Annotated in this window: 11 protein-coding genes; 10 read left to right on the top strand and 1 reads right to left on the bottom strand. The window is 67.0% G+C overall.

What is annotated here, in order from left to right; translation table 11 throughout:
• The first annotated feature begins 1 nt into the window (after position 1).
• The 5 genes from PVW49_RS04670 (at position 2) to PVW49_RS04690 (ending at position 6335) form a co-directional block, all read left to right on the top strand.
• Positions 2-1339, top strand: a complete 1338-nt coding sequence (locus tag PVW49_RS04670; protein ID WP_274590007.1) for an aminotransferase family protein — start codon at positions 2-4, stop codon at positions 1337-1339.
• A gap of 1 nt (position 1340) precedes the next feature.
• Positions 1341-2267, top strand: a complete 927-nt coding sequence (locus PVW49_RS04675; RefSeq protein ID WP_274562946.1) for a 3-keto-5-aminohexanoate cleavage protein — start codon at positions 1341-1343, stop codon at positions 2265-2267.
• Between the two features lie 88 nt (positions 2268-2355).
• On the top strand, positions 2356-3381 hold the full coding sequence (locus tag PVW49_RS04680; protein WP_048530900.1) for a histone deacetylase family protein: 1026 nt from the start codon (positions 2356-2358) through the stop codon (positions 3379-3381).
• A complete protein-coding gene (locus PVW49_RS04685; protein WP_048530897.1) occupies positions 3378-4478 on the top strand; it encodes an NAD(P)/FAD-dependent oxidoreductase in 1101 nt (366 codons plus the stop codon). The genes PVW49_RS04680 and PVW49_RS04685 overlap by 4 nt, the downstream gene beginning before the upstream one ends.
• 96 nt (positions 4479-4574) lie before the next feature.
• Positions 4575-6335, top strand: a complete 1761-nt coding sequence (locus PVW49_RS04690) for a sigma-54-dependent Fis family transcriptional regulator (RefSeq protein ID WP_074835148.1) — start codon at positions 4575-4577, stop codon at positions 6333-6335.
• A 20-nt stretch (positions 6336-6355) separates the two neighbouring features.
• Here PVW49_RS04690 and PVW49_RS04695 read toward each other — a convergent pair whose 3' ends face one another.
• Positions 6356-7048, bottom strand: a complete 693-nt coding sequence (locus PVW49_RS04695) for a GntR family transcriptional regulator (protein ID WP_244526423.1) — start codon at positions 7046-7048, stop codon at positions 6356-6358.
• Positions 7049-7309: 261 nt separating this feature from the next.
• Here PVW49_RS04695 and PVW49_RS04700 point away from each other — a divergent pair, with 261 nt between their 5' ends.
• The 5 genes from PVW49_RS04700 (at position 7310) to betC (ending at position 12906) form a co-directional block, all read left to right on the top strand.
• Positions 7310-8266: a tripartite tricarboxylate transporter substrate binding protein gene (locus tag PVW49_RS04700; protein ID WP_074835149.1), complete on the top strand. Its 957-nt coding sequence runs from the start codon at positions 7310-7312 to the stop codon at positions 8264-8266.
• 73 nt (positions 8267-8339) lie between these two features.
• Positions 8340-8810 (top strand): tripartite tricarboxylate transporter TctB family protein, encoded by a 471-nt coding sequence (locus PVW49_RS04705; protein WP_274590008.1) that lies wholly within the window; start codon positions 8340-8342, stop codon positions 8808-8810.
• A gap of 12 nt (positions 8811-8822) precedes the next feature.
• Positions 8823-10334, top strand: a complete 1512-nt coding sequence (locus tag PVW49_RS04710) for a tripartite tricarboxylate transporter permease (RefSeq protein WP_274590009.1) — start codon at positions 8823-8825, stop codon at positions 10332-10334.
• 53 nt (positions 10335-10387) lie between these two features.
• Complete coding sequence (locus PVW49_RS04715) at positions 10388-11419, top strand: PdxA family dehydrogenase (RefSeq protein ID WP_074835434.1); 1032 nt, start codon at positions 10388-10390, stop codon at positions 11417-11419.
• Positions 11416-12906 (top strand): choline-sulfatase, encoded by a 1491-nt coding sequence (betC, locus tag PVW49_RS04720; protein ID WP_274590010.1) that lies wholly within the window; start codon positions 11416-11418, stop codon positions 12904-12906. Before PVW49_RS04715 ends, betC begins: the two co-directional genes overlap by 4 nt.

Here is a 12906-nt window from a genome sequence, read left to right on the forward strand (position 1 = left end):
CATGAGCAATCTCTTCTACCAGGGCCGCGGCCGCAAGCCGGTGCTGGACCAGGCGCGCGGCGTCTATATGTGGGACAAGAACGGCCGCCGCTACCTTGATGGCTCTTCCGGTGCCATGGTCTGCAACATCGGCCATTCCAACGAGAACGTGCTGGCCGCGATGCGGCGGCAGATGGAGAAATCGACCTTCGGCTACCGCCTGCATTTCGAAACCGAAGCCTCCGAGACACTGGCCCGCCGGCTGGCCGGCAAGATGCCCGAGGGGCTGGACCGGGTGTTCTTTGTCTCGGGCGGCTCCGAGGCGGTGGAAAGCGCGCTGAAACTGGCGCGGCAACATGCGCTTGCCCGGGGCGCGCCGCGGCGCTGGAAGGTGATCTCGCGCCGCCCCTCCTATCACGGCTGTACCCTGGGCGCGCTGGCGGTCACCGGCTATGCGCCGCTGACCGAGCCCTTCGCGCCGATGATGCAACAGATGCCGATGATCCCGGCGCCGCGCGCCTATCTCGACGGGCTCGACCCGACCGCCCGCGAGACCGGGCAGCATTATGCCGACATGCTCGAGGCCCGGATCGAGGCCGAGGGGCCGGAAAGCGTGCTGGGCTTCATCCTCGAACCGATCGGCGGCGCCTCGACCGGGGCGCTGGTGCCGCCGCCGGGCTATCTCGAGCGGGTACGGGCGATCTGCGACCGCTTCGGGGTGCTGCTGATCGCCGACGAGGTGATGACCGGCGCCGGGCGCACCGGCGCCTTTCTCGGCGGCGATCACTGGGGCCTGCGGCCGGATATCTTGGTCATGTCCAAGGGGCTGGGCTCGGGCTATGCGCCGCTCGGGGCGATGGTGGCCGATCGGCGTCTGGTCGAGCCGGTGCTGGATGCCGGCGGCTTTGCCCATGGCTTCACCTATGCCGGAAATCCGCTGTCCTGCGCCGCCGGGCTGGCGGTGATGGAGGAGATCGACCGGCAGGACCTCTGCGCCAATGCCGCCGCCATGGGCGAAATCCTGTTGGCGCGGCTTGGCGGGCTGATGCAGCACCACGAGATCATCGGCGACGTGCGCGGCAAGGGCCTGCTCACCGCCTTCGAATTCATGTCGGACCGCGCCACCAAGGCCCCCCTGCCGAAACATCTGAACGCCCATCAACGCTTTGTCGACATCGCCTACGACCGCGGCCTGATCGTCTACTCGCGCCGGACCCGTGACGGGCTCGAGGGCGATCACGTGCTTGTCTGCCCGCCGCTGATCCTGAACGGTGGCCATATCGACGAGCTGATCGACGGTCTGGATGGGGCGCTTGCCCAGCTCACGCAAGAGATCGCCCCGGCGATGGAGGCGCAGTGAGATGTCCAGGATCCTCATCACCTGCGCCATCACCGGATCGATCCACACGCCGTCGATGTCGCCGCATCTGCCGGTGACGGCAGAAGAGATCGCCCGCCAGTCGATCGCGGCCGCCGAGGCCGGCGCGGCGATCCTGCACCTGCACGCCCGCGATCCCGAAACCGGCCGCCCCTCGTCCGATCCGGCGCATTTCATGGCTTTCCTGCCGCGGATCAAACAGGCCAGCGGCGCGGTGCTCAACATCACCACCGGCGGCAGCGCCACGATGACACTGGACGAACGGCTGGCGGCGCCGATCCGGGCCGAGCCCGAAATGTGCAGCCTCAACATGGGATCGATGAACTTTGCCCTCTACCCGGCGGCGGAGCGCGTCACGGAGTGGCAACACGACTGGGAAAAACCGTTCCTCGAAACCTCTGACGATCTGGTGTTCAAGAACACCCCGCGCGACATCGCCGGCATCCTGCGCCAATTGGGCCAGGAGCGCGGCGCGCGGTTCGAATTCGAATGTTACGACGTCGGCCATCTCTACATGCTGCGGCATTTCGCCGATCGCGAGCTAGTTGCGCCGCCGTTCTTCATCCAGTTCGTCTTTGGCGTCCTCGGCGGCATCGGCCCCGACCCCGAGAACCTGACCCACATGAAGACCATCGCCGACAAGCTGTTCGGCGACAGTTACATGTTCTCGGTGCTGGCCGCCGGGCGGCACCAGCTGCCGATGGCGACCATGGCCGCCGCCATGGGCGGGCATGTGCGCGTCGGGCTGGAAGACAACCTGATGATCGCGCGCGGGCAATTGGCGCCCGGCAATGCGGCACAGGTCGACAAGATCCGCCGGATCGTCGAAGCGCTGGGCCGCGAGGTGGCCAGCCCCGGTGACGCCCGGCAGATGCTGGGCCTCAAGGGCGCTGACAGGACGGCGATTTGATGGCAGTGACACCAAAACCGGCCAGAGACGCGGCCCCGCATGAAGCGCCCCCGCAAGAGGCCGCCCCAAAGGCCAAGGAGCAGATACGATGAAGGCCATCTTCGACCCCCGCCAATGGCACCACGACCCCAAGCATTTCATGGCCAATGGCGCGATCCGGCCAAACCCGGAACAGCCCCGCCGGATCGAGGTGCTGAAATCCGCCGCCGAAGAGGCCGGCTGTGACTTTCAGGCGCCCGCCGATGCCGGTCTCGGCCCGATTGCGGCAGTGCATACGCCGGAATATCTGACCTTTCTGGAAACCATCCACACCCGCTGGCGCCGGATCGAAGGTGCCGGCGAAGAGGTGATCCCCAACATCCACCCGGCCAACCGGTGCGACAGCTATCCGAAATCCGCCGTCGGTCAGGCCGGGTATCACCAGGCCGACACCGCCTGCCCGATCTCGCAAGGCACATGGGACGCGGCCTATTGGTCGGCCCAGAGCGCCGTCACCGGCGCCGATCTGCTGCGCGCGGGCGCGCAGGCCGCCTATGCGCTGTCGCGTCCGCCGGGCCATCACGCCTTTGCCGATCTTGCCGGCGGGTTCTGCTTTCTCAACAATTCAGGCATTGCCGCCGAACGGCTGCGCGCCGCCGGGCTGCGCCCGGCGATCCTCGATGTCGACGTGCATCACGGCAATGGCACACAAGGCATGTTCTACGAGCGCGACGACGTGCTCACGGTATCGATCCACGCCGATCCGGCGCGGTTCTACCCGTTTTTCTGGGGCCATGCCCAGGAGCGCGGCGCCGGTCGGGGCCTTGGCTGCAATCTCAACCTGCCACTGCCGCGCGGCACCAACGACGACGGCTTTCTCGAGGCGCTGACCACCGCATTGCAACGGGTGCGCAACTTCGGCACCGAGGCGCTGGTGGTGGCGCTTGGCCTCGACGCCTCGATCGACGATCCGTTCCAGGGGCTGGCGGTGACCCAGGACGGCTTTGCCAGGATCGGCGCAGCAATCGCCGCCACCGGCTTGCCGGTGCTCTTCGTGCAGGAGGGCGGCTATCTGTCCGACACGCTCGGGGCCAATCTGACGCGAACCCTGACCGGGTTTCAGGAGGCATCGTGACCCGGGCGGATGTTCTCATCATCGGCGGTGGCATCGCCGGCATTGGCGCCGGTGCCGAGCTTGCCGCCGATCGCTCGGTCTGCGTGCTCGAGGCCGAGCGGCAGATCGGCTATCACGCCACCGGCCGCTCGGCGGCGATCTTCATCCGCAACTACGGCAATGCCACCCTGCGCGCGCTCAATGCCGCCGCCGCCGGGTTTCTCGAAGCGCCCGAGGGGGTCTCGGAGCGCAGCCTGCTGTCGCCGCGCGGCGAGATGATGGTGGCGACCGAAGACGAACTGGACGCGCTCGAGGCCTATTGCAGCGGCGCCGAGGGGTTGGAGCGGCTGAGCCCCGCGCAGGCGGTCGAGCTGGTACCGATCCTGCGCCCCGAGATCATCGCCGGCGCCGCCATCGAGCGCGACGCCCAGGATATCGATGTCGACCGCATGCTGTCGGGCTATGCCCGGCTGCTGAAACAGCGCGGCAGCCGGGTCGAAACCGATGCCCCGGTCACGGCAATCCGCCGCGACGCCGGACTCTGGCAGGTGACCGCCGGCGGCCGGAGCTATCAGGCGCCGCTGCTGGTCAATGCCGCCGGCGCCTGGTCGGCGGCGGTTGCCCGGATGGCCGGCGCCACGCCGATCCCGCTGCACCCGTTGCGCCGCTCGGCCGCGATCCTGCCGGCGCCCGAGGGGTATGACCTGCGCGCCTGGCCGCTGTTCGTCTCGGCCTCCGAACGCTGGTATGCCAAGCCCGAGGCCGGCAAGCTGATGGTCAGCCCGGCCGACGAAGACCCGGTCGAGCCGCATGACGCCTGGGCCGATGACATGGTGCTGGCCGAAGGGCTGTACCGGTTCGAACAGGCGGTCAGCATTTCGGTCACCCGGGTCGAACACAGCTGGGCCGGGCTGCGCAGCTTTGCGCCCGATCGCACGCCGGTGGTTGGCCATGACCCCGAGTGCGAGGGGTTTTTCTGGCTGGCCGGCCAGGGCGGCTATGGCGTGCAGACCGCGCCGGCGCTGTCGCGGCTGACCGCCGATCTGGTCGCAGGCACCGCGCCGCAACTGGCCGATGCCGTGATCGCCGCGCTGGCGCCGGGCCGTTTCGCGGCCTGAGCAGCAGAGGCCCGTCCGGCACGGCTCCGACTTTTGGCGCATCGCCTTTTGCGGCGATCCGGCGTAGCATGTCGCCAGCCAAACCGAACGGAAGACATGATCGCACGCCATCACGTCGAGGAAATCGAGCGCGTTCTCGAAGGCGGCGCCACCGGGCGCGACAGCCAGGTCGCGGACTCGTGGAAACGCTGCGTCGAAGTCCATGGCCTCGATCCGGCCCGTGCCGATCCGGCGCATATCGTCACCGAAACCGAGCTGCGCGAGCATCGCATGCAGGCCGAGCGGATGATCGCCTCGGCCCGTTCCGGCCTGCAAAGCCTGTTCCGACAGGTGGCGCGGCAGAATTACACCGTGCTGCTGACCGACGCCAAAGGCGTTTGCGTCGATTTCTTTGGCGATCCCGATTTCGAGGATGATCTGCGCGGCGCCGGCTTGTTCATGGGGGCGAACTGGTCCGAGGATCTGGCCGGCACCAGCGCCGCCGGCGCCTGCATCGTGACCGGCGAGCCGGTGACGATCCATCAGGACGACCATTTCGGAAATGCCCATACCGCACTCTCCTGCACTGCCGCGCCGGTCTATGACAGCCTCGGGCAACTGGCTGCGGTGCTCGACATCTCGCTGTTGCAATCGCCGTCGCCGAAATCGAGCCAGAACCTGGCGATGAGCCTGGTGACCTCCTCGGCGCGGCGGGTCGAGATGGCGAACCTGATGGCGCAGAGCCGCCGCGAATGGGTGCTGCGCTTTTCCGCCAGCCCCGAGTTTCTCGATGTCGATCCCGAGGCGGCGGTGACGCTGGACGGAGCGGGGCGGATCATCGGCTTTACCCGGGGCGCCGAGAAAATGTTCCGGGGCGATGGCGGCTCGCTGCTCGGCCAGCGGCTCGAGACCCTGCTGGACCTCTCGGTCGACGACCTGCCCGATCTGATGCGCGACCGGCCGACCGAGGATCGTGTGGTCAACCTGCGCGACGGCGGCGCGCTGTTCGGCCACGCCATCGCGCCGCAGGCCCCCAGAACCGCAGGCGCTCTGACCCGCCGGCTGCGCCAGAGCGGCGGCCCGCTGGATGCGCTGGCCGGCGCCGATCCCGGCATGCAGCGCCTGCTGGCCAAGGCCGAACGGCTGGCGCCGACCGAGGTGCCGCTGCTGCTCTGTGGCGAAACCGGCAGCGGCAAGATGCGGCTGGCGCGGGCGGTCCATGTGGCCGGCGGCGCCCGGCGCAGCCTGATCGCGGTGGATTGCGCGGCGTTGACCCCGGAGAGCCTGCCCGACGCGCTGGGGCCCGCCGGTCCCTGCCGCGCCACGCTTCTGCTGCGGCGGGTCGAGGAACTGCCGCCAGCGGTGCAGCCGCTGCTGACCTCCCTGCTCGACGAACGCCCCGGGTTGCGGCCGGTGGCGACCTGCTGCACCGATCTGGCGCTGGCGATGCAGCAGGGGCGGTTCCACACGCCGCTGTTCTATCGCCTCACCGGCGCGACGCTGGCCCTGCCGCCGCTGCGCAAGCGGCAGGATCTGGGCTGGCTGCTCGACCGGCTGCTGCGGCGCCGGACCCAGGGCGAAAAACGCCTGTCACCGACCGCGCGGGCCGATCTGACCGGGCGGGTCTGGCCCGGCAACCTGCACGAGCTTGGCCGGCTGCTCGATGTCGCCGTGGCGCTCTGCGATGGCGAGGTGATCGACCTGCCCGATCTGCCGCCGCCGGCCGAGCAAGCCGTGGCGCCGGTCGCCGAGGAGAGCCTGGAATCAGTGCTGGAGGCCTGCGGCTGGAACATGTCCCGGGCGGCCCGCCGGCTGGGGGTGAACCGCTCGACCGTGCTGCGCCGCATGCGCCGGGCCGGCCTGACACCACCGGCCTGAGCCGCCCGGGGCCGCGCCGCTCACTCGCCGGCGGCCGCCTGCACTTCGCTGCGGGCGGCTTCGATGTTGCCGATGGCATTGCGCAGATGGTCGATCAGCGCCGCGGAGGCTGCCGCCGCATCCCGCCGTTGCAGGGCATCGACGATGCCCTGGTGCTTGGCCATCTGCTGCTTGCGGTTGGCCCGCCGCTGGGACGAGACATATCGCGCCCGCCACAGCCGGGTGTTGTATTGATTGTGGGTTTCGATCAGCGGCGGATTATGCGCCGCCCGTACGATCGCACGGTGAAAATCCATATCCAGCCGGAACCGTTGAAGCCCGTCCTCGCCTTCGGCCATGTCGACCATCTGCCGATGCAGGGCCGCGATCTGCGCCAGTTCGGCTTCGGTGGCCTGGGCGCAGGCCTGCTCCCCCGCCAGCCCTTCGAGCGCGCCCTGGATCATCAGCCAATGCGACAGCGTCTCCATCGAGGGATCGGCCACCCTGAGACGGCCGTCGATGTAATCCACCAGCCCCTCGACCTCGAGCAGCCGGATGGCATCGCGCACCGGCGTGCGGCTGATCCCGAGCAGGGCCGAAAGCTCCCTCTCGTTCAGCGACAGGCCCGCCGGCAGCCGTTCGAGCAGGATCAGCTCGCGCAGCTTGTCGGCCGATTGCTCGGCCAGGCTCTTGGGCCGCTCGGCGGCCAGATTGTCGCCTATCAGGTCTTTCAAGGACATCTCTACCATACCCTCCTGCCGGCCGTCCTGCCGCAGATCATCTGCCTGCACCACGGCCAAGCCTATCGCTTCGCGTTTCCAGACAACAGACCGTGGCGCAGGATAACCGGGGTCTCCGACCGCCGCAAAACGCTGCCCACAAATTCTGTCTTGTCTTGGTATACCAAAAACCGTATACCATGATTCATGTCAAGCACGAAACCCCGGAGGAGCGGGGGTCATCGTCAGACACCGGCACGTTCAGAGGAGGAACACATGCCCCTTTCCAAGCAGATCACCGGCGCCCTTGCCGGGCTGGCCCTGGCCGCAGCGGCGGCCCCCGCCCTGGCCGAGGGCTTCCCGGACGGCCCGATCGAGGTCATCAACAATTCCAAGCCGGGCGGCGGCTCGGACATCTTCCTGCGGTTTGCGACCGAACGCGCCGGCGAGATCCTCGGCGGCGACTTCCTGCACCTGTCGAAAACCGGCGGCGTGGCCACCAACACGCTGAAATACGCCGCCGGCAAACCGGCCGACGGGCAGACCCTGTTCATCGTCAATGCCGGCACCGCGCTGACCATGATGCGTGGCACCGTCGATCTAACCAGGGACGACATCATTCCGCTGGTGCGCGGCACCGTCGATCCGGAATTCGTGGTGGTGAAAGCCGGTCGATTTGCCGATGCGGCGGAGTTCATCGACTATGTGCAGAACAACAGCGTCAAGCAGGCCGGCACCAAGGTCGGCGGCAATCCGCATGTCAGCGCCCTGATCTTCCGCAATGCACTCGAGATGCAGAACCAGGTCTATGTGCCGTTCGAGAAATCCGGCGAGATCATCATCAACGTGATCAACGGCAATGTCGACGTGGCCCTGCTGAACTTCGACGAATTCGAATCCCAGGCCAAGGCCGGCCAGGTCGAGGCGCTGGCGATCCTGACGCCGGAACGCTCGGCCAATTCGCCCGACATTCCCACCGGCCACGAAGTCGGCATGCCGGTCGATATCGAGGTGGTGCGCGGCATCGGCGTGCTCAAGGGCACCCCCGAACCGGTTATCGCCAAACTGGAAGCGGCGCTGATCCAGTCGATGAACAGCGAGGGCTATCTCGAATATCTCGCCGGGTCGGGCCAGGACGCACGCAGCATTGCCGGGCGCGAGGTCTTCGGCGCACAGTTCGACAGGATGTATGATGGCTATCAGGCCGTCGCCAAGGAACTGATGGGCGGCTGAGGCCTCGGCCGGCCCGGACGCCTCCCCCCGGGCCGGCCGCCTTTCGCATTCCGTCTCAAGATACAGGACGCCCATGTCACACCCCGCCCCCCGCACCATCGACCGCACCCGGCTTTTCGAAGCGCTGGTCGTCATGGCCTTTGCCGTGATCCTCTTTGCGGTGACCTTCAGCTTCAAGAAGGTGCCGCCGATCCTCGCCCAGGGCATTCAGCCCACGGTCTTTCCCCGCGCCATCCTGGCGATCATGTTCGGCCTCGGCGTGATCCAGGCCGTCACCGCGCTGCGGCGCTCGGCCGAGGATCTGGAAATGCTCAAGCCGAAGGGGCCAATCCCGCTGATCGTGGTGCTGACCGCGGCGCTGCTGATCGGCTTTGTGGCACTGATGCCGGTGATCGGCACCTTCCCGGCGCTGGTGCTGTTCCTGCCCGCCCTGTCGCTGCTCTGGGGGGAACGCCGCTGGCGCCTTATGGCGCTCAGCTTTGCCGGCTTCGCGGGCTTTGTCTACCTGCTGTTCCGCCTGATCATGAACGTCCCCCTGCCCTGAGGATTGCACCCGATGGAACCCTTTCTGCTTGTCCTGCAATTCCTTGCGGACCCCTATAACCTCTTCATCATCGCCGCCGGCACGCTGGTCGGCCTGATCGTCGGCGCGCTGCCGGGCCTGGGCTCGGTCATCCTGATTGCGCTGATGCTGCCCTTCGTGGTCCGCATGGACCCGACCACCGGCATCGCGCTCTGTGCCATCGTCTATTGCGCCACCACCTATGGCGGCTCGATCACCGCGATCCTGATCAACACGCCGGGCACGCCAGCCGCGGCGATGACCACCTTTGACGGCTTTCCCATGGCCCAGAAAGGCGAGGCCGGCCGGGCGCTGGGCATCGCCACCTTCTCCAGCGCCATCGGCGGCATTCTCGGCATCCTGGTGATGATCGTCGCCACACCGCTGCTGGCCCGCGTCGCCTATCACTTCGGCCCGGCCGAGTTCTTTGCGCTGGCGGTTTTCGGCATGTCGATGCTGGCCTCGATCAGCGGCAACTCGATGGTCAAGAACTTCATCGGCGGTGCCTTCGGCCTGCTGCTGGCCACCGTGGGCACCGATCTGACAACCGGGATCGAGCGCTTCACCTTCGGTCAGGCCGACCTTTACGAAGGCATTGCCGTGGTGCAGATCATGATCGGCATCTTTGCCGGCGGCGAATTGCTGCGCCAGGCCACCCAGACCAAGGTCAAACGCGAGCTGGTGGCCGAGGGCGTGACCAAGCTGCCTTCGTTGCAGGACTTCAAGGCGATCTGGCGCACCGTGCTGCGCGCGACCGGCATCGGCACCTTCATCGGCATCCTGCCGGCCGAGGGGGGCAAGGTCGCGGCGATGATCGCCTATAACGAGGAAATGCGCTGGTCGAAACACAAGGACCAGTTCGGCAAGGGCGCGATCGAAGGCCTCGCCGCGCCCGAGGCCGCCAACAATGCCGCGACCGGCGGCACCATGGTGCCGACCCTGGCGCTGGGCATCCCTGGCGGCGGCTCGACCGCGATCATCCTGACCGCGATGCTGATCCTCGGGCTGCGGCCGGGCCCCGCGCTCTTTGCCGAACAGCCCGATCTGCTGGCCGGCATCTTCGGTGCCATGCTTGGGGCCAATATCTGCTTCCTGATCTACGGCATGGTCGGTGCCAAGTTCTTCAGCCGGATCACCCTGATCCCCACCACGATCCTCTGGCCCTGCGTGATCTGCCTTGCCGCGCTTGGCGCCTTCTCGTTGCAGCAGAGCATGTTCGACGTCGGCGTCATGGTCTTTTTCGCGATCCTCGGCTTCTTTCTCAACCGCCACGGCTTTGCCCCCGCACCCATCGTCATGGGGCTGATCCTGGGCGAGCTGATCGAAACCTCGCTGAAACAGAGCTACCTGATCTATGACGGCAACCTCTGGGCGATCCTGCAACAGCCCATCGCGCTGGTCTTCCTGCTGCTCTCGGTGGTCGGGGTCTGCGGCCCGCTGATTGCCAAGGCGCTTGGCGCCTGGCGTGCCAACCAGGCCGCCCTTCTGACCGGCAACGACGAATGAACGGGGCGCCGGGCCGCCGGCGCGTCTCGCAACGCAAAGTTATGGAACGACTGATGACAGATACCCCCGTGATCCTCTCGACCCTCGGCGATGCCGGCGGCGTCGGCCCGGAACTGGTGGCCCGCACGCTGGACCACCCTGAGATCACCCGTGGCTGCAAACGCGTGATCGCGGGCCACCCCAGGATCTTCGACATGGGCCGCGAGGTGGCGGGCGTCGCCACCGACCTGCCCCGCTTCACCGATATCGAGGCCGCGATTGCCAGCCCCGATCCGGTGGTCTTCTACCACTTCGACACGCTGCACTACGGGGATATCGACGTCGGCAAGACCAGCGCCCAGGCCGGGCTGGCGGACTACCAGATCGGCTGTCACGCGGCCGATCTGTCGGCGGCCGGGCTGATCGACGCCTTTGTCTGGGCGCCGGTCAACAAGGCCTCGATCCACAAGGCGGGCCATCATTTCGAAGGCTACAAGGCCGGGATCGCCGATTACATGGGCTTTACCGAGCGCTCGACCGAGATCAACACCATCGGCCACCTCTGGACCACCCGCGTCACCTCTCACATCCCGATCTCGGCCATCGCCGGCGCGATCAGCGAAGACGCGATCCTCGATGTCCTCACCTATTTCGACCGCGAGTTGCGGCGCTTCGGCTATGCCGATCCGCGCATCGCGGTCTCGGGGCTGAACCCGCACAACGGCGACGAAGGCGCCTTTGGCCGCGAGGAGATCGACATCATCGCCCCCGCCATCGAAAAGGCCAAGGCCCGGGGCCTGAACGTCGCGGGGCCCTATCCCGCCGACACGATCTTTCTCACCGTGCAGGACGAGGGCATTCCCGCCGTGCTGTCGATGTATCACGACCAATGCCAGATCGCGACCAAGCTGATGGGGTTCGACGATGGCGTCACCTATTTCGGCGGGCTGCCCTTCATCCTGGCCACCCCCGCCCATGGCACCGCGTTTGACATCGCCGGGCAAGGCAAGGCGCGGCCCAATGCGATCCTCAAGGCGCATGAGCTGGCCCGCCGCGCGGCGCTGACCGCCAAGGGCCTGCCCCTCGGCGAAGGGGAAGCGGCATGAGCGATCAGCCCAATATCCTCTTTGTCCAGGCCGACCAACTGACCGCTTTCGTGCTGTCGATGTACCGCGACGACGCCCAGTCAAAGACGCCCAATCTCGATGCGCTGGCCGCCCAGGGCGTGGTGATGGAAAACGCCTATTCCAATTCACCCATCTGCTGCCCGGCGCGGGCCTCGCAATTCTCGGGCCGGTTGCCCTCGACGCATGAGGTCTGGGGCAACGGCGCCGAGTTCCGGGCCGAGATCCCCACCGTGGCGCATTTCCTGCGCGCGGCCGGGTATGAATGCGTGGTATCCGGCAAATGCCATTTCATCGGGCCGGACCAGTTGCACGGCTTTGACCGGCGGCTGACCACCGACATGTATCCCTCGGGCTTCGACTGGACCATTCCCTGGTCCTGGGGGCCGGTGCATCGCGAAGGCACCTCGGTCAAGAAACTGGCGGTCAGCGGGCTCTGCAAGACCAACAACCAGCTGCTTTACGACGCCGAGGTGCAGTACCGGTCGCTGGAATTCCTGCGGTCCCGTGTGCTGGAAAGCCACGATCAGCCGTGGTTCCTGCATGTCTCCTACACCCAGCCGCACGAGGCCTATCAATCGGTGCCGGAGTACTGGGGCCGCTACGACGACACCGAGATCGCCCTGCCCCGCATCCCTGCGGACGAGGCACCGCACCCGACCACCGAATGGCTGCACATCCACCACGGCATCGATCAGGCGCCGCCCTGCGACGACACCATCCGCGCCTCGCGCCGCGCCTATTACGCCATGATCTCGCATCTTGACGATTACGTCGGAGAGCTGGTGGCCGAGCTGAAGCACCTGGGCCTTTATGACGACACGGTGATCGTCTTCACCTCGGATCATGGCGACATGCTGGGCGAACGCGGCATGTGGTTCAAACGCAGCTTCTACCAGGGCTCGTTGCAGGTGCCGATGATCTGGCACAACCCCAAGCGCATTGCGCCGGGGCGGCGGGCCGAATGTGTCTCGCTGGCCGATCTCTGCCCGACCTTCGCCGAGCTTGGCGGCGCCGGCGAGACGTCGGACCGCTACGGCAGCGACCAGAGCGGCAGTTTCCTCGGCCTGCTGATGGCGCGCAGCGACAGCGTGAAAGACGAGGCGATTGCCGAGTATTTCGGCCCAGGCGTGATCGAGCCCTGGCTGGCGATCCGGCAGGGCGATTTCAAATACGCCTGGACGCGCAACGCGCCGGAACTGCTGTTCGACCTGGCCAGGGATCCCGACGAGCAAACCGACCTTTCGACCGATCCGGCGCATGCCGCGATCAAGACGCAGCTGAAGAACCGGCTGCTCGGCCGCTACGACGTCGAGGCCATGACCCGACGGGCCGCGAGGGAAAAGGAAACCCGCAGTTTCCTGCATGACGCGCTGTCGACCAATGGCGGCTATCACTGGGATTATCAGCCCCTTTTCGATGCCAGCCAACAATATGTGCGCGGCGTGAACAAACCGGCCACGGTGTAA

Source organism: Marinovum sp. PR37 (genome assembly GCF_028807375.1).
GTDB lineage: Bacteria > Pseudomonadota > Alphaproteobacteria > Rhodobacterales > Rhodobacteraceae > Marinovum > Marinovum algicola.

What these genes read in the sequence shown, in the direction of transcription:
- PVW49_RS04670 (WP_274590007.1), top strand. Translation starts at nt 2, where the DNA reads ATGAGCAATCTCTTCTACCAGGGCCGCGGCCGCAAGCCGGTGCTGGAC.
- PVW49_RS04675 (WP_274562946.1), top strand. Translation starts at nt 1,341, where the DNA reads ATGTCCAGGATCCTCATCACCTGCGCCATCACCGGATCGATCCACACG.
- PVW49_RS04680 (WP_048530900.1), top strand. Translation starts at nt 2,356, where the DNA reads ATGAAGGCCATCTTCGACCCCCGCCAATGGCACCACGACCCCAAGCAT.
- PVW49_RS04690 (WP_074835148.1), top strand. Translation starts at nt 4,575, where the DNA reads ATGATCGCACGCCATCACGTCGAGGAAATCGAGCGCGTTCTCGAAGGC.
- PVW49_RS04700 (WP_074835149.1), top strand. Translation starts at nt 7,310, where the DNA reads ATGCCCCTTTCCAAGCAGATCACCGGCGCCCTTGCCGGGCTGGCCCTG.
- PVW49_RS04705 (WP_274590008.1), top strand. Translation starts at nt 8,340, where the DNA reads ATGTCACACCCCGCCCCCCGCACCATCGACCGCACCCGGCTTTTCGAA.
- PVW49_RS04710 (WP_274590009.1), top strand. Translation starts at nt 8,823, where the DNA reads ATGGAACCCTTTCTGCTTGTCCTGCAATTCCTTGCGGACCCCTATAAC.
- PVW49_RS04715 (WP_074835434.1), top strand. Translation starts at nt 10,388, where the DNA reads ATGACAGATACCCCCGTGATCCTCTCGACCCTCGGCGATGCCGGCGGC.
- betC (WP_274590010.1), top strand. Translation starts at nt 11,416, where the DNA reads ATGAGCGATCAGCCCAATATCCTCTTTGTCCAGGCCGACCAACTGACC.